The 23,445-nt window shown below is 55.2% G+C and carries 21 protein-coding genes; 19 read left to right on the forward strand and 2 right to left on the reverse strand.

Annotation, left to right across the window (positions count from 1 at the left end; genetic code table 11):
- Positions 1-343 precede the first annotated feature (343 nt).
- The 11 genes from ABLU80_RS20390 (at position 344) to csiR (ending at position 13,556) form a co-directional block, all read left to right on the forward strand.
- On the forward strand, positions 344-871 hold the full coding sequence (locus ABLU80_RS20390) for a fimbrial protein (RefSeq protein ID WP_015368070.1): 528 nt from the start codon (positions 344-346) through the stop codon (positions 869-871).
- Positions 872-926: 55 nt separating this feature from the next.
- A complete protein-coding gene (locus ABLU80_RS20395; protein ID WP_026612391.1) occupies positions 927-1,610 on the forward strand; it encodes a molecular chaperone in 684 nt (227 codons plus the stop codon).
- 90 nt (positions 1,611-1,700) lie between these two features.
- Positions 1,701-4,226, forward strand: a complete 2,526-nt coding sequence (locus tag ABLU80_RS20400; RefSeq protein ID WP_045366693.1) for a fimbria/pilus outer membrane usher protein — start codon at positions 1,701-1,703, stop codon at positions 4,224-4,226.
- Between the two features lie 19 nt (positions 4,227-4,245).
- On the forward strand, positions 4,246-5,286 hold the full coding sequence (locus ABLU80_RS20405) for a fimbrial protein (protein ID WP_015368067.1): 1,041 nt from the start codon (positions 4,246-4,248) through the stop codon (positions 5,284-5,286).
- A 9-nt stretch (positions 5,287-5,295) separates the two neighbouring features.
- Positions 5,296-6,000: an EAL domain-containing protein gene (locus ABLU80_RS20410; RefSeq protein ID WP_015704499.1), complete on the forward strand. Its 705-nt coding sequence runs from the start codon at positions 5,296-5,298 to the stop codon at positions 5,998-6,000.
- Positions 6,001-6,261: 261 nt separating this feature from the next.
- Positions 6,262-7,239, forward strand: a complete 978-nt coding sequence (gene glaH, locus ABLU80_RS20415; RefSeq protein WP_032707504.1) for a glutarate dioxygenase GlaH — start codon at positions 6,262-6,264, stop codon at positions 7,237-7,239.
- A gap of 27 nt (positions 7,240-7,266) precedes the next feature.
- Complete coding sequence (gene lhgO / locus ABLU80_RS20420) at positions 7,267-8,535, forward strand: L-2-hydroxyglutarate oxidase (RefSeq protein WP_348850413.1); 1,269 nt, start codon at positions 7,267-7,269, stop codon at positions 8,533-8,535.
- Positions 8,536-8,557: 22 nt separating this feature from the next.
- Positions 8,558-10,006, forward strand: coding sequence for an NADP-dependent succinate-semialdehyde dehydrogenase (gabD, locus tag ABLU80_RS20425; RefSeq protein ID WP_015368063.1), 1,449 nt, complete (start codon positions 8,558-8,560; stop codon positions 10,004-10,006).
- A gap of 14 nt (positions 10,007-10,020) precedes the next feature.
- On the forward strand, positions 10,021-11,304 hold the full coding sequence (gabT, locus tag ABLU80_RS20430) for a 4-aminobutyrate--2-oxoglutarate transaminase (RefSeq protein ID WP_015368062.1): 1,284 nt from the start codon (positions 10,021-10,023) through the stop codon (positions 11,302-11,304).
- Positions 11,305-11,417: 113 nt separating this feature from the next.
- Positions 11,418-12,818: a GABA permease gene (gene gabP / locus ABLU80_RS20435; protein ID WP_015704496.1), complete on the forward strand. Its 1,401-nt coding sequence runs from the start codon at positions 11,418-11,420 to the stop codon at positions 12,816-12,818.
- A 45-nt stretch (positions 12,819-12,863) separates the two neighbouring features.
- Positions 12,864-13,556 (forward strand): DNA-binding transcriptional regulator CsiR, encoded by a 693-nt coding sequence (gene csiR, locus ABLU80_RS20440; RefSeq protein WP_348850415.1) that lies wholly within the window; start codon positions 12,864-12,866, stop codon positions 13,554-13,556.
- 1 nt (position 13,557) lies between these two features.
- On the opposite strand, the gene ABLU80_RS20445 is transcribed toward csiR, so the two are convergent.
- Both ABLU80_RS20445 and ABLU80_RS20450 read right to left on the reverse strand, forming a co-directional pair.
- Positions 13,558-13,926: a hypothetical protein gene (locus ABLU80_RS20445; protein ID WP_045361668.1), complete on the reverse strand. Its 369-nt coding sequence runs from the start codon at positions 13,924-13,926 to the stop codon at positions 13,558-13,560.
- Positions 13,927-14,034: 108 nt separating this feature from the next.
- Positions 14,035-14,928 carry a LysR substrate-binding domain-containing protein gene (locus ABLU80_RS20450; protein ID WP_015704494.1) on the reverse strand — a complete coding sequence of 298 codons (894 nt, stop codon included), beginning with the start codon at positions 14,926-14,928 and terminating at the stop codon, positions 14,035-14,037.
- A gap of 149 nt (positions 14,929-15,077) precedes the next feature.
- On the opposite strand from ABLU80_RS20450, the gene ABLU80_RS20455 reads away from it, so the two are divergent.
- From ABLU80_RS20455 to ABLU80_RS20490, 8 genes are all read left to right on the forward strand, one after another.
- The gene (locus tag ABLU80_RS20455) at positions 15,078-16,088 is read left to right on the forward strand and encodes an aldo/keto reductase (RefSeq protein WP_015704493.1); all 1,011 of its coding nucleotides are present in this window, start codon (positions 15,078-15,080) and stop codon (positions 16,086-16,088) included.
- Positions 16,089-16,132: 44 nt separating this feature from the next.
- A complete protein-coding gene (locus ABLU80_RS20460; RefSeq protein WP_015704492.1) occupies positions 16,133-16,930 on the forward strand; it encodes an SDR family oxidoreductase in 798 nt (265 codons plus the stop codon).
- A 32-nt stretch (positions 16,931-16,962) separates the two neighbouring features.
- Positions 16,963-17,379, forward strand: a complete 417-nt coding sequence (locus ABLU80_RS20465) for an SRPBCC family protein (RefSeq protein ID WP_213795674.1) — start codon at positions 16,963-16,965, stop codon at positions 17,377-17,379.
- Between the two features lie 157 nt (positions 17,380-17,536).
- A complete protein-coding gene (locus ABLU80_RS20470; protein ID WP_348850417.1) occupies positions 17,537-17,749 on the forward strand; it encodes a DUF1471 domain-containing protein in 213 nt (70 codons plus the stop codon).
- Positions 17,750-18,120: 371 nt separating this feature from the next.
- The gene (locus tag ABLU80_RS20475) at positions 18,121-19,524 is read left to right on the forward strand and encodes an undecaprenyl-phosphate glucose phosphotransferase (RefSeq protein ID WP_015704489.1); all 1,404 of its coding nucleotides are present in this window, start codon (positions 18,121-18,123) and stop codon (positions 19,522-19,524) included.
- On the forward strand, positions 19,514-20,800 hold the full coding sequence (locus ABLU80_RS20480; protein WP_015704488.1) for an outer membrane beta-barrel protein: 1,287 nt from the start codon (positions 19,514-19,516) through the stop codon (positions 20,798-20,800). Before ABLU80_RS20475 ends, ABLU80_RS20480 begins: the two co-directional genes overlap by 11 nt.
- Positions 20,797-21,351 carry a polysaccharide biosynthesis/export family protein gene (locus ABLU80_RS20485; protein WP_045380850.1) on the forward strand — a complete coding sequence of 185 codons (555 nt, stop codon included), beginning with the start codon at positions 20,797-20,799 and terminating at the stop codon, positions 21,349-21,351. The genes ABLU80_RS20480 and ABLU80_RS20485 overlap by 4 nt, the downstream gene beginning before the upstream one ends.
- Before the next feature lies 1 nt (position 21,352).
- Positions 21,353-23,440, forward strand: a complete 2,088-nt coding sequence (locus ABLU80_RS20490) for a polysaccharide biosynthesis tyrosine autokinase (RefSeq protein WP_348850419.1) — start codon at positions 21,353-21,355, stop codon at positions 23,438-23,440.
- The last annotated feature ends 5 nt before the right edge of the window (positions 23,441-23,445 follow it).

The following is a 23,445-nucleotide window of genomic DNA, read 5'->3' on the forward strand; positions in this document are numbered from 1 at the left end:
GGCCTGCGCAGAAACGTTTTCCCCCTGATAAACAAAAACAATAAAAACTTTAAAAAACAACATCTTAATTAATTACCCGTCCCCATAACATCCTCTCCAGCCCCCCGCTGACCATAAAATTATTATGGTTGCCAATATCAGATAAGTCCGATCAAGTGCATCGTTTATGTCTATTAATTTTCTGTAATTAAGTCACCGAAGAAATCAAAACGCGAAAACTGTTGCTGTATATTTCATCGCGATCAACACGCCAACATAGGTTATCTGGATACCCATCTGCACGGTATTCGCTTGCCGTGTTTGATTACCACTATGGTTATCCCCTTAAGTACATGGAGTTAAAATGAATAAGAAATTACTGCCTGTTGTAGCACTGATCCTGTCCGCGTCCGCCACCAGTGCTTACGCAGTTAACGGCAAGGTCAACTTCACCGGTGAAATCATCCAGTCAACCTGTACTGTGACTTCTACCGACCAGAACAAAGACGTTTTCATCGGTAAATACCCGACTACCGCGTTCAACGCTGTTGGCGATGTTACCGCTTCTAAAGCGTTCACCATCAACCTGGAAAAATGTGAAGCCGGTGATTACTCCCTGCGCTTCGACGGTGCGACCGTTGCTGGTAACCCGAACCTGCTGTCCGTTGATAACGCGAAAGGCGTAGGTATCGAAATCCTGACCAACGACGAAAAAATCGTCCCAATCAACCAGAGCGCAGACGACAACTCCCCGTGGGTTAACGTTGCAGCGTCTGACGACAACAGCGGCACTGCGGTATTCAATCTGAAAGCTCGCTACAAATCTTTCCTGAAAACCGTGGAAGCTGGCTCTGCTAACGCAAACGCCACCTTTACCATCGAGTACAAATAATTACGGATAAATGTTTTTGGCCATGGATGGCCGGTACCATTATTTGGAACGTGAAATGAAAAAGTTATTAACCGCTTTATTGTTATTTGTCTCGCTGGATACTTTTGCGGGTATTCAGGTCGATCAGACTCGGGTTATTTATAACGGCGGGGAAAAATCTGCGGCGTTATCCATTCACAATGATACCGATGAAACATGGATGGTTCAGACCTGGCTTGATACCGGTGACGCCACCGCAACGCCAACCAATTTACCGATGCAGGCTATTCCGCCGATTTTAAAACTGGCGGGCAATAAAGACGCTATTTTGCGCTTTGTTTATTCCGGCAGCGGATTACCGACCGACCGCGAAACCGTGTACTGGATTAACGTGCAGGAAATTCCGCCTTCGGCGAAACAAGAAAACGTACTGCAGATTGCGATCCGTACCCGCGTGAAGCTGTTCTACCGCCCTACCACGCTGAAAACCACCTTGCAAAAGGAAGCGCAGGCCCTGACCTGGCGTAAGCAAGGTAACGATCTGGTTGTGACTAACAAAGGTCCGCTGCACGTGACTTTCGGCGTACTGACGCTGAAGAGCGGCGCGAAGACCTGGAAAGTGAATGCTGACATGGTTAAACCCATGGACTCTCTGAACATCAAATTGCCAGCCGGCGCGGCGGCAGCGGATCAGATGTCATTCACTTTTATCAATGATTTTGGCGGACATACGGAAATTAAAGATATCCGCATTCAGTAAGAGAGCAATACAATGGCTAGCCATAATAAAATAAGGACGATCCCTGGATGTCTGGCGCAGCACGTTCGCTTTGCTGTTTACGCCTCGACAATGTCATTACTGGCGACACCATTTGTCAATGCCGAAGAGCAATTCAATACCTCTTTCATCCGCGGGGCGAATAACGCCTCGCTGGTGCAAAACCTCTCTACCGGCGACGATATTTTACCGGGTAAATATGCCTTCGATATTTACCTGAATAAAAATCGCGTCGATCACCGGGAAATCGAATTTAAAAAAGATACGCCTAACACCCCGGGTTATTTCTGTTTAGATGCCGATAGCTACCGTTCATACGGCGTTCTGGTACCGGACACCGCCGGCAGCAGCGCCTGCTACGATCTGGTAAAAAATATTCCAGGCAGTAGCGTGAGCTGGAACGCCGCGCTGCAGGAGCTGAACATTTCCGTACCGCAAACCGAACTCGAAGCGCGACCACAGGGCGAGATTTCGCCGCTGGTCTATGACGACGGCATCAACGCCGGTTTCGTTAACTACGCTTTCAGCGGCAGCCACTCCCGTTTCTCCAGCGGCAGCGGCAAACAGGACAGCGACTACTACTTCCTGACCCTCAATAACGGCCTTAACGTCGGCGCGTGGCGTTTTCGCAACAACTCTTCCCTGTCAAAACAGACCGGGCAAAAAGAGCAGTGGAACCCGATTTCCACCTGGGCGGAAACCGATATCGCCTCGTGGCGCAGCCGTATTCAGATTGGCCAGAGCAACACCAATAATAACGTGTTCGATAGCTTCCAGTTCCGCGGCGCGCAGATTTCCAGCGTCCCGGAAATGCTGCCGGACAGCCGTCGCGGCTACGCGCCGGTCGTACGCGGCGTCGCCAATACCAACGCCCGCGTCGAAGTGCGCCAGAACGGCTATACCGTCTACAGCACCGTGGTGCCGCCGGGACCGTTCGCGCTGACCGATATTTCGCCAAGCACCCTCAGCGGCGACTTAGCCGTGACGGTTATCGAGGCGGATGGCTCACGCCATAGCTTCACCCTGCCTTACTCCTCCGTGCCGAATATGCTGCGCGACGGGATCTGGGAGTATCAGGTGACCGCGGGTAAATACCACGATGGCACCAATAATTATCAGCCGCAATTTATCCAGGGCACCGTGGCCCACGGCGCCGGCTCCGACTATACGCCATACGGCGGGATTATCATGGCCGAGCACTATCGCTCCGGCGTGGTCGGGCTGGGTAAAAACATGGGCGAATACGGGGCGGCCTCCGTTGACGCCTCATGGTCTGATACCGATCTGGCTTCCGGCGAGAACAAACGCGGCGCCAGCGTACGCTTCCTCTATTCCAAATCGCTCAACACGCTCGGTACCGACGTGCAGATCGCCGGCTACCGTTATTCGACGTCGGGCTTCTATGACTTCTCCGACGCGGTAGCTGAACGTAACAACTGGCAGAACGGTTTCTACCACACCCAGTATTACGATCAGAGCGACGATAAAACCGGCGCGCCGGATTGGGCGACGCAAAACCAGCGCCGTCGTTACTACGACTCGCAGCAGTACAACAACAAACGCCAGCGCGTCGAGATGACGGTCAACCAGCACATCGCCGGCGCTTCGCTGTACGCGACCTTTATCCGTCAGAACTACTGGAACACCTCCGCATACGACCGCACCATCCAGACCGGTTTCAACACCACCTGGAATCGCGTCAGCGTCGGCGTGTTTTACCAGAACAGCCGCAGTAACTACGGCTATAGCGACAACAGCGTTAACCTGAACGTCTCGGTGCCAATCAACATCTTTGGCCCGGACCACGAAAGCACGGTTAACTTTAACGCCTCTAACAGCAAGCAGAGCGGTAGCGGCTACAGCGCCGGGATGAGCGGCACGCTGCTTGATGACAACCGTATGAATTACTTCGTACAGAGCGGCCACACCCAGCACGGCGGCGATACCAGCCTGGTCAACCTGGGTTATCTGGGCAGCATGGGTAACGTCGATCTGGGCTACAGCTACAACAACAACTATCAGCAGACTTCGCTGAACGTCTCCGGCGGCGTGGTCGCGCACTCCGGCGGCGTCACCCTGTCGCAGCCGCTGCAGAACACCTTCGTGGTGGTGAAAGCGAAAGGGGCGCAGGGCGTGCGTCTGGAAAACCAGCCAGGGGTAGCGATTGACCGCTTCGGCTACGCGGTGCTCACTTCTGCGATGCCGTATCGCCACAACCGCGTCGCGCTGCGTACTTCGGATATCGGCAACGGCCTGGAAATTCCGCTGGCGGCGAAAGATATCGTGCCGACCGAGCGCGCCATCGGCCGCGTGACCTTTGAAACGCATCTCGGCCAGAGCCTGCTTATCCACGCCAAACTGGCGGACGGCAGCGTGCCGGTGATTGGCGCCAATATCTTCGGCCAGAACGGCGAACATGTCGGCGTGGTCGGTACCCGCGGCGAAGCCTACGTTTCCGGCGTTCAGAGCGGCGACCGCCTGCAGATGAAATGGGGCGACGATGCCGACGCCTCCTGCAGCCTGACGGTGCCAGAGCTACCTGCTATTCAAGCCGATCAACCCGGTGGTTATCAGGTCGTCTCCCTGACCTGTAAATAACATGAAAGGACAATTAGTTATGTCGAAGTTTAACCTCTTATCCCGCACCGGGCTGACGCTTCTGGTACTCTCAAGCGCGCTGTTCTCCACCAGCAGCTTCGCGCTGAGCTGTAAGAAGAACGGTACCGAAGTATCGCAGACCATCGCGCTCACCGATCAGATTAACGTTTCGACCGCTAACCTGAAGCCGGGTACCCTGCTGTGGCGTTCACCGACGTTTACCTCCACCTTTACCTGTACCGATACGGATCACATGCCCAATGGTGAAGATGCGTATTTGTACTGGGATCCGGAAACCCGGATGCAGAATATCCACAACTCGCTGGAAGTCGGCGTAACCTATCTCAGCACCGATATTAAACCGGTAAAAGGTCAGAAAACGGATATCGGGCCAGGTACGCTCTGCCGCCGCAACCGTCCCGGCGGTGCATGCCAGTCTCCGGCGACCCCGCAGACCGTCACGGTGACCTACTCGGTTTATATTAAAGCCACCGGCAATCCGCCGCCGTCAAACGGCGTGATTAACGACACCAACCGCTACGCTATCTTCCAGGTTGACGGCGTTGGCGGCCTCAACAGCCGCCCGAATAGTAACTTCCGCGCGTGGGTCACCGGGCTTGGTAATATTCGCTTTATCGCCTGCAACCCGAAAATCACCGTCTCGGCGAACAATGGTTCAACGGTCAACTTCGGCAGCATCCCGGCGCGCAATGCCGTCGTCGGCGCCATTGAGAAACAGGTTCCGTTCAGCGTCCGCGCCGACCTGACCGGCGCCGGCCAGGATTGCCAGGGTCAGACCTTAATGGCCAGCTTCAGTACCCAGCAGCCGACCCAGGACACCAACACCATTCTGCCATCCAACGATAGCGGTTTTGGCATCCTGCTCTCGCGCGCCGATGCGCCGACGACCTGGCTTTCCATGAATACCCCGACGCAGTTGGGCATGATTAACGGCAGCGTGGTAGAAAGTAACTTCCTGGCCAGCCTGAAATGGCTAAGCGTTAAGCCCAAAATCGGTACCTTTAATGCGACGGCCAATATCGACGTTACCTTTAAATAGTGAAGCAAAATGCCGCTGACCAACACCGAACCGACCGGGTTACGCTATGTATTTCAGCCGATGTTCAACCGCGAAGGCAAAATGATCGCGGTTGAATGTTTGACCCGGTTTGCTCATCACGAGCCTGCTAGTCCGCAAGATATAGAACGGTTTTTCAGTGAGGCATCGGAATCACTGCGCGCCCGCATCCTGCTCGAACAAATTGAGCTGGTCAGGCAGCATCAGCAGTGGTTCCGCCAGAACGACGTCATGGTCACACTCAACGTCGACGAGTCGACGTTGCATATGCTACATGATGATTTTATCGCCGAGTGTGTGAAAACCATCGGCTGCCTGCATTTTGAGGTTAATGAATTTTCCAACACGCTGGTGAAACGCACCCCGACCATCGATGCCCTGACGGACAAATACTCCTTCTGGCTGGATGATTTCGGCGCCGGTTACGCCGGGTTCGCCGCCCTGACGGCGCAACCCTTTCGTTTTATCAAGACCGACAAGAACCTGTTATGGAGCCTGCTGGAAAAGAAAAACGGCCAGCAACTGATGGACTCGCTGCTGCACTATTTTCAGGCGAATCAGTATCAGGTGATCGTCGAAGGTATTGAAACCGAAGCCCATCTTCAGTGGCTGGAAAACATGCCGTGGTTTGCCCTGCAGGGGCTTCTCTGGCGGGAACAAACCATTGAAGCCCTGGTGGCCAGCGTCGAGAAATAACCCCGCTTTTCCCCGGATATCCACTCCCCCGCTATCCGGGCTGTCCGTCCTCTCTTCAACTTATTCATTTTCTGGCATTTTTCTTTTCCTACCTCGTCTGTCCTCGCCTCTCATATTGTTAACTTATTGTTGCTAGTGATCACAAAAATTAAACAATATGGCTATTTCATACGCATTTTTCAAAAATGTAGATATTTTTAATTTATGGCTACGAAATGAGCATCACCCCGACTCTCTGACTCTACCCGAGGAATGATTCTGATGAATGCACTGACCGCCGTAAAACCTCATGCTGATGATTTGGCCCACAGCTACACCGGTTTTTCCTTCGCTCCCTCTGCGCAATCGCCGCGTCTGCTGGAGCTGACCTTCACCGCCGAAACGACCGCGCAATTTCTTCAACAGGTCGCGCAGTGGCCGGTGCAGGCGCTGGAATACAAATCTTTCTTGCGCTTTCAGGTCGGCAAGATCCTCGACGATCTGTGCGGCAACCAGCTGCAGCCGCTGCTGATCAAGACGCTGCTCAATCGCGCGGAGGGCGCGCTGCTGATCAACGGTATCGGCATTGACAACGTCGCTCAGGCCGATGAGATGGTCAAGCTGGCTACCGCCGTGGCGCATTTGATCGGACGCTCCAACTTTGATGCCATGAGCGGCCAGTATTACGCCCGCTTCGTGGTGAAAAACGTCGATAACTCAGACAGCTATCTGCGCCAGCCGCACCGCGTGATGGAACTGCACAATGACGGTACCTATGTCGAAGAAATTACCGACTACGTGCTGATGATGAAGATCGATGAACAGAACATGCAGGGCGGCAATTCACTGCTGCTGCATCTGGATGACTGGGAACATCTCGACGAATTCTTCCGCGATCCGCTGGCCCGCCGTCCGATGCGCTGGGCCGCGCCGCCGAGCAAAAACGTCAGCAAAGATGTCTATCATCCGGTTTTCGACGTCGACCAGCAGGGCCGCCCGGTAATGCGCTATATCGACCAGTTTGTGCAGCCGAAAGATTTCGAAGAAGGCACCTGGCTGAGCCGCCTCTCCGATGCGCTGGAAACCAGTAAAAACATTCTTTCCGTACCGGTGCCGGTGGGGAAATTCCTGTTGATAAACAATCTTTTCTGGCTGCACGGTCGCGACCGCTTTACGCCGCATCCGGATTTACGTCGCGAACTGATGCGCCAGCGCGGCTACTTTGCGTATTCCACGAATCATTACCAGACTCATCAATAAGGGTTCTCAGGCGAAGGAATTGAGCGGATGTATGATTTCGTGATTATCGGCGGCGGCATTATCGGCATGTCGACCGCCATGCAGTTAATTGAGATTTACCCGGATGCCCGCATTGCCCTGCTGGAAAAAGAGTCCGGTCCGGCCTGCCATCAGACCGGTCACAACAGCGGAGTGATCCACGCCGGCGTTTACTATACTCCCGGCAGCCTCAAGGCGCAGTTTTGCCTCGCCGGCAACCGCGCCACCAAAGCCTTTTGCGAGCAGAATGCAATTCGCTACGACGTCTGCGGCAAGATGCTGGTTGCCACCACGCCGCTGGAAATGGAGCGGATGCGCGCGCTGTGGGATCGCACCGCCGCTAACGGCCTGCAACGCGAATGGCTTAGCGCGAGCGAGCTGCGCGAACGCGAGCCGAACATCAGCGGACTGGGCGGGATCTTCGTTCCTTCGAGCGGCATTGTCAGCTATCGAGAAGTAGCAGCGGCAATGGCGAAGATCTTCGAATCCAAAGGCGGAACGATCGTGTACGATGCCGAAGTTAGCGCCCTGAAAGAGCACGCCAGCGGCGTGGTCGTCCACACCCGCCAGGGCGGTGAATATGAAGCATCGACGCTGATCACCTGCTCCGGGCTGATGGCCGACCGGCTGGTGAAAATGATCGGCGTCGATCCCGGCTTTATCATCTGCCCGTTCCGCGGCGAATATTTCCAACTGGCGCCGCAGCACAACCAGATCGTTAATCATCTGATCTATCCGATTCCCGATCCGGCGATGCCGTTCCTCGGCGTCCACCTGACCCGCATGATCGACGGTAGCGTCACCGTCGGCCCTAACGCGGTGCTGGCGCTGAAGCGCGAAGGCTACCGTAAACGCGATATCTCGCTGACCGATACCCTTGAGATCCTGACCTCGCCCGGTATTCGCCGGGTACTGCAAAACAACCTGCGCTCCGGGCTTGGCGAAATGAAGAATTCGCTGTGCAGAAGCGGCTATCTGCGGCTGGTGCAGAAATACTGCCCCAGCCTGACATTAAGCGATTTGCGCCCGTGGCCTGCCGGCGTGCGGGCACAGGCGGTATCGCCGCAGGGTAAGCTGATCGACGATTTCCTTTTTGTCACTACCGCGCGTTCCATCCACACCTGTAACGCGCCATCGCCGGCGGCCACGTCGGCTATCCCGATCGGCGCGCACATCGTCAGCAAGGTACAGACCCTGCTGGAAAGCCAGAGCAATCCCGGACGCACGCTGCGTGCGGCACGTAGCGTGGAGACACTACACGCCGCTTTTACTCGTTAACCCCTTAAGACAGGAAGCGATTATGCAACTTAAAGATGCAACTCTGTTTCGCCAGCAGGCGCTAATTGATGGCCAGTGGCGCGATGCGCAAAACGGCGACGTGATTGCGGTGACCAACCCCGCCAACGGCCAGCAGCTGGGTAGCGTGCCGAAAATGGGCGCCGACGAAACCCGCGAAGCGATTGAAGCCGCCAACCGCGCCCTGCCAGCCTGGCGTGCCCTGACCGCCAAAGAGCGCGCTACGCTTCTGCGCCGCTGGTTCGATCTGATGATGGAGAACCAGGACGATCTCGCCCGTCTGATGACCCTCGAACAGGGGAAACCGCTGGCGGAAGCCAAAGGCGAAATCAGCTACGCCGCCTCCTTTATTGAGTGGTTCGCCGAAGAAGGTAAGCGCATTTACGGCGATACCATTCCCGGTCATCAGGCCGACAAGCGCCTGATCGTCATCAAGCAGCCCATCGGCGTTACCGCCGCCATCACCCCGTGGAACTTCCCGGCGGCGATGATCACCCGTAAAGCCGGCCCGGCGCTGGCCGCCGGCTGCACTATGGTTCTGAAACCCGCGAGCCAGACGCCGTTTTCCGCGCTGGCGCTGGCCGAACTGGCGAATCGCGCCGGTATTCCCGCCGGGGTATTTAACGTGGTCACCGGCTCTGCCGGGGCTGTCGGCAACGAACTGACCAGCAACCCGCTGGTACGCAAGCTCTCCTTCACCGGCTCAACCGAAATTGGCCGCCAGCTGATGGAGCAGTGTGCGAAAGACATCAAAAAAGTGTCGTTAGAACTCGGCGGCAACGCGCCGTTTATCGTCTTTGACGACGCCGACCTCGATAAAGCCGTCGAAGGGGCGCTGGCGTCGAAATTCCGCAACGCCGGGCAGACCTGCGTCTGCGCCAACCGTCTGTATGTACAGGACGGCGTCTATGACCGTTTCGCCGAGAAACTGCAGCAGGCGGTGGAAAAGCTGCGCATCGGCGACGGCCTGCAGGACGGGGTCACCACCGGCCCGCTGATCGATGATAAAGCGGTAGCTAAGGTCGAAGAACATATTGCCGACGCCCTTGCGAAAGGCGCGCGCATCGTCACCGGCGGCAAACCGCACGCGCTGGGCGGCAACTTCTTCCAGCCCACCATCCTGGTCAACGTCCCGAGCAGCGCCAAAGTGGCGAAAGAAGAGACCTTCGGCCCGCTGGCGCCGCTGTTCCGCTTTAAAGATGAAGCCGATGTCATTGCCCAGGCCAACGATACCGAATTCGGCCTCGCCGCCTATTTCTACGCCCGCGACCTGAGCCGCGTCTTCCGCGTCGGCGAAGCGCTGGAGTACGGCATCGTTGGCATCAATACCGGCATTATCTCCAACGAAGTCGCGCCGTTCGGCGGCATTAAAGCCTCCGGTCTGGGCCGCGAAGGTTCGAAGTACGGCATCGAAGATTATTTAGAAATCAAATATATGTGTATCGGCCTTTAACAGGAGAGCAGGACATGACCAGCAATAAAGCGTTAATGCAGCGCCGTAGCGACGCGGTGCCGCGCGGCGTCGGACAGATTCACCCTATCTTTGCCGACCGTGCGGAGAACTGCCGGGTATGGGACGTTGAAGGCCGTGAATATCTCGATTTCGCCGGCGGTATCGCGGTGTTAAATACCGGCCACCTGCATCCTGAGGTGATCGCCGCGGTGGAAGGCCAGCTGAAGAAGCTGACCCACACCTGCTTCCAGGTGCTGGCCTACGAGCCCTACCTGCAGCTTTGCGAAATGATGAACCAGAAAGTGCCCGGCGATTTCGCCAAGAAAACCCTGCTGGTGACCACCGGTTCGGAAGCGGTGGAAAACGCGGTCAAAATCGCCCGCGCGGCGACCGGGCGTAGCGGCACCATCGCCTTTACCGGCGCCTATCATGGCCGTACCCATTACACCCTGTCGTTAACCGGTAAAGTGAACCCTTACTCCGCGGGTATGGGGTTAATGCCGGGCCACGTTTATCGCGCGCTCTACCCGTGCGCGCTGCACGGCATCAGCGATGATGACGCGATCGCCAGCATCCATCGTATCTTCAAAAATGACGCCGCGCCGGAAGATATCGCCGCTATCGTCATTGAACCCGTCCAGGGCGAAGGCGGTTTCTACGCCGCCTCCCCGGCCTTTATGCAGCGCCTGCGCGCGCTGTGTGATGAGCACGGCATCATGCTGATCGCCGATGAAGTCCAGAGCGGCGCGGGCCGTACCGGCACGCTGTTCGCAATGGAGCAGATGGGCGTGGCGCCGGATATCACCACCTTTGCCAAATCCATCGCCGGCGGTTTTCCGCTGGCGGGCGTCACCGGACGGGCGGAAGTCATGGACGCCATCGCGCCGGGCGGATTGGGCGGCACCTATGCCGGCAACCCGATTGCCTGCGCCGCCGCGCTGGCGGTACTCAAGGTTTTCGAACAGGAAAACCTGTTGGAAAAAGCCAATCAGCTCGGCGACAAGCTGCGTAAAGGCCTGCTCAATATCGCCGAAACACATCGCGAAATCGGCGACGTCCGCGGCCTGGGGGCGATGATCGCCATTGAACTCTTTGAAGAGGGCGATCACAGCAAACCCAACGCCAAACTGACGGCGGATATCGTCGCCCGCGCGCGGGATAAAGGCCTGATCCTGCTCTCCTGCGGGCCGTACTACAACGTGCTGCGTATTCTGGTGCCGCTGACTATCGAAGATGCGCAGATCGCGCAGGGACTGAAGATTATCGCCGACTGTTTTAACGAAGCTAAACAAGGCTAACACTCCTGCACCGGATGGCGACGCTCACGCGCCCCGTCCGGTTGCCTGTCGGTCGGATTGGGCGCAATCGCCATCCGGCAAACGGTGCCAAAAAACAATAAAAGGGGTTAATGATGGGGCAACTGTCGCAATCACATGATTTAGGGGGCGGGCTGAAATCACGCCACGTCACCATGCTATCTATTGCCGGCGTTATCGGCGCAAGTTTGTTTGTCGGTTCCAGCGTCGCCATTGCCGAAGCGGGCCCGGCGGTGCTGCTCTCCTACCTGTTCGCCGGGTTATTGGTGGTGATGATTATGCGTATGCTGGCCGAAATGGCCGTCGCCACCCCTGATACGGGCTCCTTTTCGACCTACGCCGACAAAGCGATCGGCCGCTGGGCGGGTTATACCATCGGCTGGTTGTACTGGTGGTTCTGGGTCCTGGTGATTCCCCTGGAAGCCAATATCGCCGCCATCATTCTCAACTCGTGGATCCCCGGCGTACCGGTATGGCTATTCTCGCTGGTCATCACCCTTGCCCTCACCGGCAGTAATCTGCTGAGCGTCAAAAACTACGGCGAATTCGAGTTCTGGCTGGCTATCTGCAAAGTTATCGCCATTCTGGCCTTTATCGTGCTGGGCGCGGTGGCCATCACCGGCTTCTATCCCTATGCCGAAGTGAGCGGAATTTCGCGCCTGTGGGATCACGGCGGCTTTATGCCTAACGGCTTCGGCGCGGTGCTCAGCGCGATGCTTATTACCATGTTCTCATTTATGGGCGCGGAGATCGTCACCATTGCCGCCGCCGAATCGGATACCCCGGATAAACATATCGTTCGCGCCACAAATTCCGTAATCTGGCGCATCTCTATCTTCTATCTGTGCTCCATTTTCGTGGTCGTCTCGTTGATTCCGTGGAACATGCCGGGGCTGAAGAACGTCGGTTCATATCGTTCGGTACTGGAGTTACTGCATATCCCCTACGCCAAACTGATTATGGACGGCGTGATCCTGCTGTCGGTGACCAGCTGCCTGAACTCGGCGCTGTATACCGCTTCGCGAATGCTCTATTCCCTGAGCCGCCGCGGCGATGCGCCAGCCATAATGGGCAAAACCAACCGCAGTAAAACGCCGTATGTGGCGGTGCTGCTCTCCACCGGCGCGGCCTTCTTAACCGTGGTGGTGAACTACTATGCCCCGGCGAAGGTCTTTAAATTCCTCATCGATAGCTCCGGCGCCATCGCCCTGCTGGTCTATCTGGTCATTGCCGTATCTCAGTTGCGGATGCGCAAAATCCTGCTGGCGAAAGGCGGTGAAATTCGCCTTAAGATGTGGCTCTATCCGTGGCTCACCTGGCTGGTTATCGCCTTTATCACCTTCGTACTGGTGGTGATGCTGTTCCGTCCGGCGCAGCAGCTGGAGGTCATTTCCACCGGCGCGCTGGCGATCGCTATCATCTGTACGGTGCCGATTATGTCGCGCTGGAAAAAGCTGCTATTGTGGCAAAAACTGCCGCTACAAAATACGCGTTAACCCTGTTCCCGGCGCAGGCCGGGAAATGTATTCAGGAGCAAGACTATGACCGCCATTCCCCAAGCGACGGCCATTGATGGATACCGCTGGTTGAAGAACGACATCATCCGCGGCGTTTATCAGCCTGATGAAAAACTGCGTATGAGCCTGCTGACGTCGCGCTATGAGCTTGGCGTCGGTCCGCTGCGGGAAGCGCTCTCGCAGCTGGTGGCCGAGCGGCTGGTGACGGTGGTCAATCAAAAAGGCTATCGCGTCGCCTCGATGTCCGAGGCGGAACTCCTCGATATCTTCGATGCCCGCGCCAACATGGAAGCCATGCTGGTGCGGCTCGCCATTGAGCGCGGCGGCGATGAGTGGGAAGCCGAACTGCTGGCTCGCGCGCATCTGCTTAATAAGCTGGAGTCCAGCGAAGCAAGTGAGCGCTTACTTGATGAATGGGATCAGCGCCATCAGGCGTTTCATACCGCCATTGTCTCCGGCTGTGGTTCGCAGTATTTACTGCAGATGCGCGAACGGCTGTTCGATCTGGCGGCGCGCTACCGCTTCATCTGGCTGCGCACCACCGTGCTGTCGGTAGAAATGCTGGAAGATAAACATGTCCAGCACCAGACGCTGCTGGAAGCCATTCTGGCGCGCGATGCCGAGCGAGCCAGCGCGCTCATGCGCGAGCACTTACTTACCCCTATCCCGATTATCCAGCAGGCGATGGCCGGCAAACTGCTGTCGCAGCAATCCTGATTCAGGCAGCGGGCTTTTTATAATACGGCAGCTGTGTGACCGGATACTCGTAGTGTTCCTCCACCACGCAACGGTCCGGCGTCGCCATTCCCGAGTAGAAGAAAAAATACTCCTGACTGTCCGGGAAAAAGACCAGATCGTCGCCGTTGCGAAAGCTGGTTATCCGATAGGGAATATGATTTTTGGTCTGCGCCTGACGCATGCCGGAAGCCACCTGGAAATGGTCGCCCCACTTCATGGTCGATAGCTGGTAATGGAAACGCGAGATGGTCACATTTTTGCGTAAAGAGCAGGACAATTTTACCGCTGTGCCGGCGAAAGCCGGAGAAAGAAAGAAGCTTAATAAACTGATAGATAATAGAAATTTCATGAAGGTCTTATAATTTTAGGGTCAATATTTGACGGTAACATGATTTTCCTGCGCAGACAGGGATCGCGGCGGATTTTCTTGCCGCCGCGCCCTATTCCAGGAATATTCCTAATTATTATCGCCGCGTAGCACCTCGCGGAAGTGCATCACCAGCGGTCGCTGGTTGGCTTTGTGCCATACCGCCCACAGCTGGGTCGAATAGCTCATCCACGGAATTTCCCGCAGCACGACCCCCTCAGGGGCGTTATGCCGCAGGCTGTGCTGGATCAGCGCCACGCCCAGTCCCGCCGCCACCAGCCCCAGGGCCGTTAATGGCTCTCCGGCTTCCAGACGAATATCCGGATTAAAGCCCGCGCGCACGCAGGCGGCGACGAAATCATCGCGCGAATGGGCATCGTCGTTATGGATAACCGCGATCCACTGCTGATCGGCCAGCTGCGCCGGCTGCAAGTTTTCCGCCGCGGCCAGCGGATGATTCTGCGGCAAAGCCAGCAGCATCCGGTCATCAAGCACCTGGGTATACTCCAGATCCTGTTCGCCCGCCGAAGGCGGCATGTCCACCAGCGAGAAGTCCAGGCTGCGCTGGCGCAGGCCCTCAATCTGCGTGGCGGGCGGCTGGCTATACAGCGCAATATGCACGTCCGGGCGCGACGTTCGCAGGGTGCGCAGCGCGGTAGAAAGCACGCCGGAGTGCATGGCGTTTTCGATATAACCGATACACAACCCGCCATCTTCGCCGCGCCCCAGTCGTTTACCTAATGATTCGAGACGGTTGGCATGGGTCAGCAACGAGCGCGTTTCGGCCAGAAACGTCTGCCCGTCCGCCGTCAGGCGAATACGCTGCTGGTTACGTTCAAACAGCATCAGCCCTAGGCGCTCCTCCAGCTGGGCTATCTGGCGGCTGAGCGGCGACTGTGAAATATGTAAGCGTTCGGCGGCACGGCCAACATGCTCCTCTTCCGCTACCACCACAAAGTACTTCAACTGGCGTAAATCAATCATGTGAGACCTCAAAGGACTTAAGTCAGACGAATTATGTCCTATCAAGTCATAACACCGCAAGGTATTGTGATCTCCGTCACAGGGCGACAGCACAAATCGCCCGCACAGAACCCTTCCCAGACGGGAACCCAATATCGAGGACATCTTAGATGAGCATCAAACATATTCTGCCAGGCAACATTGGTTTAGGCGGCGCGCCGCTGGGTAACATGTTCCGTAACATCCCGGAAGACGAGGCGCACGCCACCGTCGCCGCCGCCTGGGATCTGGGCGTTCGTTACTTCGATACCGCACCGCTGTACGGATCCGGTCTTTCTGAAATCCGGATGGGCGAAGCGCTCTCGCAATACCCTCGCGACCAGTTCGTTCTGAGCAGCAAAGTCGGCCGCATCATGCTTGATGAAATGGAAGACCCGGCGACGCGTGATTTTGGTGAGAAAGGCGGTCTTTTCGAATACGGCCTGAAGAACAAAATCCTCAACGACTACTCGGCCGACGCCACCCTGCGTTCTATTGAAGACAGTTTAAAACGGCTGAAAACCGACCATCTCGACATCGTATGGATCCACGATCCGGCGCAAGATTTCTACGGCGACAGCTGGCTGGAGCAGTTCAACATCGCCCGTACCGGCGCCTTCCGCGCGCTGACCCGCCTGCGTGAAGAAGGCGTAATAAAGGCATGGGGGCTGGGCGTGAACCGCGTCGAACCTTGCGAATTGACCTTAGCGCTCGACGAGCCGAAGCCTGATGCGTTCCTGCTGGCTGGCCGCTACTCGCTGCTGGACCACAAACGCGCCCTGCAGCGCCTGATGCCGGAAGCGCTGGAACAGAATGTCGATATTGTCGTCGGCGGCCCTTACAGCTCGGGCGTTCTCGCCGGCGGTGAACACTTCGAATACCAGAAAGCCTCTGCGGCGATCCACCAGCAGGTGGCGCAGATCAAGGCCATTGCCGCCCGTCATCAGGTGGATGTGAAAGCCGCTGCGCTGCAGTTTGCCCTGGCTCATCCGGCGGTAGCCGCCGTAATCCCAGGCTCCAGCCGTCCGGGCCGTATGGCGGAAGATCTGGCCGCGCTGAAAGCGACCATCCCAGCCGCTTTCTGGGATGAGATGCGCAGTCAGAATCTGGTGGCTGATAACGCGCCGCTGCCGATTCGTTAATTTTAGCGGGGCCGCAGGGCCCCTCTTAAAACAAGAGAGACAACATGAAACTGGATCTAACCCATAAAGTCGCCGTGGTGAGCGGCTCCACTTCCGGCATCGGACTGGGCATCGCTAAAGGCCTTGCCAGGGCGGGCGCGACCGTGGTCATCGTCGGCCGTCAACGGCGCGGTGTTGATACCGCCATAGCGGCGATTAATGCCGAATACCCCGATGCGCAACTGCGCGGAGTGGTCGCCGACCTCAGCACTGAAGAAGGCGTCAGCGCCCTGCTCGCCGCCGAGCCGCATGCTGATGTGGTGGTTAACAACCTCGGCATCTTTAACGATAAAGATTTCTTTAGCGTGCCGGATAGCGAGTGGCTGCACTTTTATAACGTCAACGTGCTTTCCGGCGTGCGCCTGTCGCGCCACTACGCGCAGGGGATGATCGATAACGGCTGGGGACGCATTATTTTCGTCTCCTCGGAATCCGGCGTCGCGATTCCTGCCGACATGATCAATTACGGCGTGACCAAAAGCGCCAACCTCGCGGTCTCCCACGGACTGGCGAAACGGCTCGCCGGTACCGGCGTCACCGTTAACGCCATTCTACCTGGCCCCACCTTCACTGAAGGTTTGCAGGAGATGCTGGCGGAGGCCGCTACGCAATCTGGCCGCAGCCCGCGTGAGCAGGCTGATGAATTTGTAAAGACCGCACGCCCAAGCTCGATTATCCAGCGGGCGGCGGACGTCGACGAAGTGGCGAACCTGGCGGTATATCTCGCCTCGCCGCTCTCGTCGGCCACCACTGGCGCGGCGCTGCGCGTCGATGGCGGCGTCGTCGACACCCTGGCAATGTAATTCTAATTATCTGAAATAAAGAGAGAAATAAAATGGCTACTACCACTGTATCTATCGAAATCCCGGCATCTGTCGACCAGGTTTGGCAACTGATGGGCGGCTTTGACTCGCTGCCCGACTGGCTGCCGTTCATCCCGAAAAGCGTGGTGAGCGAAGGGGGGCGCGTGCGTACGCTGACCACATCCGATGGCGGCACGGTCATTGAACGTCTGGAAACGTTTGATAACCGCCAGCGCAGCTATAGCTACTCGATCATCCAGGCGCCGTTCCCGGTCGTGGATTACCTCTCCACTATCGCGGTAGTGGCAACTGCCGATAGCAATATCACCCGCGTTGAGTGGTCCGGCAGCTTCACGCCGGTTAACGTCAGCGACGCGGATGCCGAAGCGCTGTTCAGCGGTATTTATCGCGACGGCCTGCAGGCGTTGAAAAATAACTTTAGCGCCTGATTGTTGCCAGGAATGGCCGGGCCATTCCTTTTATGAACAAAAGAAGAAAAGTCTATTGCCCGTTGCCCTCTTTTTCAGACAACGGGCGGGACATATCCTTTACGCCATCACGTTGCAACGGGCAACGTTAACGAAACAACTTAACAGGATTATGAACATGAAAACCGTATCGACTATTTTTTCCGCAGCTGCACTTTCACTTTTTGCCTTTACCGCTTCCGCGCATAGCGTGACTGCGACCGGTAATACGCTTGACTCCGCTGAAGCGATGATTGCTAAAAAAGCGAAAGAGCTGAATGCGACTGATTATAAAATCACCAGCGCCCATATGGGGAATAAAGTGACGATGAGCGCTGAACTGTACAAGTAAAATCAGCCACTCTTCAGAGCCCCGGCAACTCAGCATCTTGAGTTGGCCGGGGGCTAAGAATTCTCACTCTCCAGACTACGGTTGTTTCACCTGCAATTAGTCCTTCACCCTGAATTCCACCCTACGTTTACGCTCAACAACAATTAATACTTCGGTATTAATCCCCCTCTCTCCCGCTTAAATAACTCGCATAAAGAACATTAAAAAACAGTTTTCTTTTTAAACTGAGATTGGTCGACACTACCCAACTCATAGTCTACAATGATGATTGATAACCATTTATTGCAAATGTGAATGATTATCAGGCTTTCCAGTTAGTTTAAAAAAATAGCATAACGATGTTTAAATAACTCATTTTAAACGAGCAAAAAATGGCAGATAACAATATAAAAATTTATCATTCCCGTTATAGCAAGTTGATAAAACTACTGGACTTTCTCACCGTCAACGTTTTGATTTTTATCTATTTAAAATATTTTTATACTGAACCCACAACCGCTTCCGCGCTCGTTGGCATTATCTATTCATTAGTATTTATAAGAATTAATGAGTATTTTCATTTGTATTCAGGACAATTTAAAGGGCACTATTTCACAAAATCAGCAGCGCTTATTTTAAGCGTATGCCTGAGTAGTATTGTTTCATTCTTATTTTTCGTCGTCGCCGAGTGGTTAATTAATACGCAATCAGTCGTTAATTTTATTCCGCTGGCCGCCAGTCTGGCGAAATGCTCAATATTTATATTTCTCATTGTCTTCGTGGTGCGGGCAATCACTGCCCATTATCTGTTTAACTCGGTGTTACGGGTCGCGATTCTCGGTATTACGCCCGCGGGCCTGGCCATCGAGCAGGCTTTACAAAAAGAGTACTCACAACGCGGTATCATCATCAGCTATTTTGAAGACCGCAACAACCAGCGAGATAGCCGGCTGATGAGTATCGAAAGAAAAGGCAACTCGCGCGATCTGCTGGCTCTGGCGAAGACAGGCGACGTTGATGAAATTTATATCGCGCTTCCCATGGTTGCACAGCAGCGCATTAAGCAATTTCTCAATGAATTCTCTGACACAACCGTCGATGTATTCCTGGTACCGGACCTGTTCTCTTACAGCTCACATATTTCCCAGCTGCGCATGTTCGGCAATCTGCAAACTATCAGTATCTTCACTTCGCCTTTTGATGGCGAAGGGGCAATCATCAAGCGTATTGAAGATATCATTCTCGGTTCTTTCTTTACCTTAATTAGCCTGCCGGCGATGCTGTTTGTGGCGATTGGTATCAAACTCACCTCTCCGGGGCCGATTTTATTTAAACAGAATCGTTATGGCCTCAACGGTAAACAAATAGAAGTCTGGAAATTCAGAACCATGCGGGTCATGGAAAATAGCGCCGTGGTCACTCAGGCGACCCGCAACGATCCGCGAATTACCAAATTCGGCGCTTTTTTGCGTAAAACCTCACTGGATGAACTGCCGCAGTTTTTCAACGTGCTACAGGGGCGGATGTCGATCGTCGGTCCCCGCCCGCACGCGGTGGCGCATAACGAGCAGTATCGCGTGCTGGTGGAGAACTACATGATTCGCCACAAGGTTAAACCAGGTATCACCGGACTGGCGCAGATTAACGGCTTCCGCGGTGAGACCGACACACTGGACAAAATGGAGAAGCGAATTCAGTACGACCTGGCCTACATCCAGTCGTGGTCGCTGTTCCTCGATCTCAAAATCGTCTTTTTGACTTTCTTCCGGGGCTTTGTTGGCAAAAATGCGTTCTAGGTTCGCCGTTCTGGCCGGTTTGCTGTCTGTGCCTTATGCACACGCAGACCTGCAGGCAAAACCGCATACCGGGGTTGCCGGCATCGATTTCGAGAGCCAGTTGGGTTATGACATCGGTTACGATGACAACGTGACCTGGCAGCGTTACGACCAAAATAAAATCGGCTCCAGCTACCAGAATATTAAGCCTGTCGTTAAAGCTATCGGCGAACGTTATGAAGACCGCTACCTGTTGATGTATTCCGGCGATTACCGCAACTATGGCAACGATAGCGCAGATAATCGCAACAACCATTTTTTTATGTTTAACGGCAAGTGGCGATTTGGCAGCATGCACGGGCTGTCGCTGGATCTCGATGAGACGCTGGGTCATGAAGAGCGCGGCCGCGACACCACCGAAGGCTTTTTGCCCGAGCAGTTTAAAGAGTTTGGCATCAACAAGCCGATCGGCACCCGCTTCTTTAACAGCGAGCTGCGTTACAGCTACGGCGCGCCGGAAGGGCGCGGTAAAGTTGAAGTCGCGCTACTGCATAAACAATTGCGCTTTCGCGACCTCGACAGCATCAAAGACGCCAGCGATGACTTTAACTATTACATGCACGATCAGGAGTGGCATGAAAACAGCCTGGTGGCCGAAGTGTTTGACCAGAAAGCCAAAACGCTGCGCTACCGCTATAGCTTTATCACCAACCAGCGCCGCTACGAGCTGAATCCGTTAAAAGACAGCAATGAGTATTATCTACTGGTCGGCATGAAGAATCGCCTGTCGGGTAAAACGGAGATTAACGGTAACGTCGCCTGGCTCTACAAAGACTTTATCCATAACCCGGACTCACAGGGTTTTAACGGCCTGAACTGGGATATCAACGCCGACTGGAAACCGCTGGAGCAAATGAAAGTTAACCTACACAGCTCCCAGCGCATCAAGGACCCCACCGACTCCGGCGGCTATATCCTGGTGTCGAATTTCGGCGTCGGCTATGAACATCACTGGCTGGTGGATCGTTTCTCAACTCTGGTCGATTATTCATATATCACTGAAGACTATAAGCATCAGAGTAATAAGCGCAAAGATAAGTCTAATCTGCTGTCGCTGACCTTTAACTATGATTTCCGACCATCGGTTAACTTTAAGCTGAAGCTGCAATGGAACACCATGCACTCAAATAAAGATACGGACACTTTTTATATTGGCCCGGACTACTCGCATGCGGTTGACCGCACCCTGGGCTACGACGATTCGGCCATTATTTTTATGACGCAGGTACAACTATGACCTTTTTAAACAGGACCCTGGCGATGCTTCCGCTGCTGGCGCTACTGCTGGCGGGCTGTTCGACGCCGCCGCAGACCATTAAAACGCCGCCGGACGCCGTCTACCTTTTGGACCAGGGCGATGAAGTGAATATTGCGGTCTCCGGGGAGCAGGATCTGACGATGCGGGTAAAAATCGATAATAGCGGCAGCATTGATTACCCCTATATCGGATCGCTGCTGTTAAAAGGTAAAACCCCTGAACAGGTGAGTAATGAAATCGCCGATAAACTGCGCGGTAACTACCTACAGGCGCCGATGGTCACGGTGAGCATCGCCGAATACCGCAAAGTTTATCTGCTCGGCGAAGTGAAAAAACCGGATGGTTATGCCTGGGAGCCGGGTTTAACGGCGGAAAAAGCCATCGCCCTGGCCGGCGGTTTCACCGACCGCGCCGATCGTCATGATATTCAAATTCGACAGGCCCGCGGCGGAAAGCTGCTGGAAAATGTCGCCGCCGACTCCTCCGTGCAGGCAGGAGATACCATCATTATTGGCATGAGTTTCTTCTGATATGGCAATTTCACTGGTCGAAAACGCGAAAAAGAAAGAAGGCTTTATCGACTTCACGCCTTATTTCAACAAAATTAAGCACAAGCTTATCTGGTGCCTGGTGGTGGTGATTGTCGCCGCCGTGGCGTCATTTATTCTGACGCGCTTTATGTCTTCCAGCTACACGGCGACCGCTACCGTGCTGTTCAAAGCGCAGTCGCAGGACGTCTCTCCTCTGCCGCGGCTGGAAAACTACGACTCCACGCGCAGCGATTACTACGAGACCAAGTACGCGTTAATGGGGTCACGAGTAGTGCTCGATGCCGCGGTGCGTAAATTAAAGCTGGAGCAGGATAGCGAATTTAACGGCGGCGATAATCTCGACGAAACCGCACGTATTAATAATGCTATTCAGGCGCTGCAAAAAAGCCTGACCATTTCCGGCGTGCGCACCACCCAACTGGTTGCCGTATCGATGGAAGCGAAATCACCGCAGAAAGCCGCCGATATCGCCAACGGCGTCGCCCAGGCCTTCATCGATTACAGCCTGCAGCAGAAGCAAAACACCTTGCTTCAGGCGCAGGGCTGGAACGAAAAAATGATGGACGACCTGAAAACCAAAATGGATCAGCAGAAGGCGGACATCGATAACTTCCTCAAGCAGAACGGATTGCTGACCTTCCGCAGTATGGATGGTTATGAGACCGAGCGGCTGGGGATTGTGATTAACCATCTGGCCGACGCCACCCAGCGCCGCCTGAAAGCGCAGACGGTATGGGACAAGGTCCGCCGCCAGCAGGGTAAACCGGTAGAGCAGATTATCTCGCTGCCGGAAATCTCCGGCCATCCGCAGGTGCAGGATTTACGCATTGCCCTCATCCAGACCCGGCGCAATCTTTCCGAAGCGGCCAAACACTACGGCCCGCAGCATCCGAAATATCTGCAGGCCCAGGCGCAGCTGCAGGCGGTGAATGCCCAGCTCGGCCAGGTATTGGGCGAGCTGTTTAACGGCCTGCGCCAGCAGTATCAAATCGCCCTCGACGATGAGCAGCACTACCAAAAAATGCTCAACGATCAGAAGGCCAATTTCCAGGCACTCGGCGCCAAGCGCGACCAGTACAACACCATGACCACCGCGCTGAATAAAACCGAAGAGCTTTATAAATCACTGTACCAGCGCGCTAACGAGCAGAAATTGTCAGAGACCTTCTCGGTACCGGATGAAGTCATTTACGACGCCGCCGTACCGCCGGATCGTCCATCTAAACCCCAGCGCGGCCTGTTGATCGTGATGATTACCCTGATGGCGCTGGCGCTGTATATCATGTATCTGATCGTCAGTACCGCGCTGGATAAAACGGTGAATAGCCTCAGCGAGCTCAAAGCGAAAACCGCCCTCGAGGCCAGCGGCGAATTTCCGCTACTGGCGCATCTGGAAAACGCGCAGCAGATTTTCCATAACGTGCTCTACGCCGATATGATCCACAGCCTGCGGCTGGCGTTGCTCAATCAGCGCGATAAACCCGCCACCATCCTGGTGACTTCGGTGCAATCCCGTTCCGGCAGTTCGTATATTGCCGAACTGCTGGCCTGCTCAGCCAGCAAATCGCGTAAAACGCTGCTGATTGACCTCGACTACCTGGCCACTCAGGGTTTATCGGCGAAATTTCCGCAACATAAACAGGGCTTCAGCCAATTGCTGAACGGCGAGTGCATGCCGGAGCAGTCCGTCGTCAAACTGGATGATCAACTGGACTTTATGCCCCGCGGCAAACTCAACGATTCTTCGCTGCTATTGATCACTTCTGAACGCCTGCCGGCGCTGCTGGCAACGTTGCATCAAACTTACGATACGCTAATCATCGACGCTCCGGCGCTGAATCAGGCTCAGGATAGTCTGCTGTTGGCGGCACAAAGCGATATGACTCTGCTGGTGGTGAAGGCCGGCGAGCAGGCTCCGCGGATCCGCAAAGCGGAACAACGTCTGCAGAGCGCGGGTAGTAGCCGGGTGGCGAGCATGCTTAACCAGGTGCGCGAAGAACACCTGGAAACGCAGGAAGGTAAACGCCTGCTTGAGCGCCAGATGCACGAACTCATTGCTCCGAAATAGCGCCT

Source organism: Klebsiella sp. CN_Kp104 (assembly GCF_040064515.1).
GTDB lineage: Bacteria > Pseudomonadota > Gammaproteobacteria > Enterobacterales > Enterobacteriaceae > Klebsiella > Klebsiella aerogenes.

Bases quoted from the DNA above. Each gene is read 5' to 3' on its own strand.
- ABLU80_RS20475 (WP_015704489.1), top strand. From the start codon at position 18,121: ATGGCAGATAACAATATAAAAATTTATCATTCCCGTTATAGCAAGTTG.
- gabD (WP_015368063.1), top strand. From the start codon at position 8,558: ATGCAACTTAAAGATGCAACTCTGTTTCGCCAGCAGGCGCTAATTGAT.
- ABLU80_RS20400 (WP_045366693.1), top strand. From the start codon at position 1,701: ATGTCATTACTGGCGACACCATTTGTCAATGCCGAAGAGCAATTCAAT.
- ABLU80_RS20445 (WP_045361668.1), bottom strand. From the start codon at position 13,926: ATGAAATTTCTATTATCTATCAGTTTATTAAGCTTCTTTCTTTCTCCG.
- ABLU80_RS20395 (WP_026612391.1), top strand. From the start codon at position 927: ATGAAAAAGTTATTAACCGCTTTATTGTTATTTGTCTCGCTGGATACT.
- ABLU80_RS20485 (WP_045380850.1), top strand. From the start codon at position 20,797: ATGACCTTTTTAAACAGGACCCTGGCGATGCTTCCGCTGCTGGCGCTA.
- gabP (WP_015704496.1), top strand. From the start codon at position 11,418: ATGGGGCAACTGTCGCAATCACATGATTTAGGGGGCGGGCTGAAATCA.
- ABLU80_RS20470 (WP_348850417.1), top strand. From the start codon at position 17,537: ATGAAAACCGTATCGACTATTTTTTCCGCAGCTGCACTTTCACTTTTT.
- ABLU80_RS20460 (WP_015704492.1), top strand. From the start codon at position 16,133: ATGAAACTGGATCTAACCCATAAAGTCGCCGTGGTGAGCGGCTCCACT.
- lhgO (WP_348850413.1), top strand. From the start codon at position 7,267: ATGTATGATTTCGTGATTATCGGCGGCGGCATTATCGGCATGTCGACC.
- ABLU80_RS20480 (WP_015704488.1), top strand. From the start codon at position 19,514: ATGCGTTCTAGGTTCGCCGTTCTGGCCGGTTTGCTGTCTGTGCCTTAT.
- ABLU80_RS20410 (WP_015704499.1), top strand. From the start codon at position 5,296: ATGCCGCTGACCAACACCGAACCGACCGGGTTACGCTATGTATTTCAG.
- ABLU80_RS20390 (WP_015368070.1), top strand. From the start codon at position 344: ATGAATAAGAAATTACTGCCTGTTGTAGCACTGATCCTGTCCGCGTCC.
- gabT (WP_015368062.1), top strand. From the start codon at position 10,021: ATGACCAGCAATAAAGCGTTAATGCAGCGCCGTAGCGACGCGGTGCCG.
- ABLU80_RS20455 (WP_015704493.1), top strand. From the start codon at position 15,078: ATGAGCATCAAACATATTCTGCCAGGCAACATTGGTTTAGGCGGCGCG.
- ABLU80_RS20490 (WP_348850419.1), top strand. From the start codon at position 21,353: ATGGCAATTTCACTGGTCGAAAACGCGAAAAAGAAAGAAGGCTTTATC.
- ABLU80_RS20465 (WP_213795674.1), top strand. From the start codon at position 16,963: ATGGCTACTACCACTGTATCTATCGAAATCCCGGCATCTGTCGACCAG.
- ABLU80_RS20405 (WP_015368067.1), top strand. From the start codon at position 4,246: ATGTCGAAGTTTAACCTCTTATCCCGCACCGGGCTGACGCTTCTGGTA.
- glaH (WP_032707504.1), top strand. From the start codon at position 6,262: ATGAATGCACTGACCGCCGTAAAACCTCATGCTGATGATTTGGCCCAC.
- csiR (WP_348850415.1), top strand. From the start codon at position 12,864: ATGACCGCCATTCCCCAAGCGACGGCCATTGATGGATACCGCTGGTTG.
- ABLU80_RS20450 (WP_015704494.1), bottom strand. From the start codon at position 14,928: ATGATTGATTTACGCCAGTTGAAGTACTTTGTGGTGGTAGCGGAAGAG.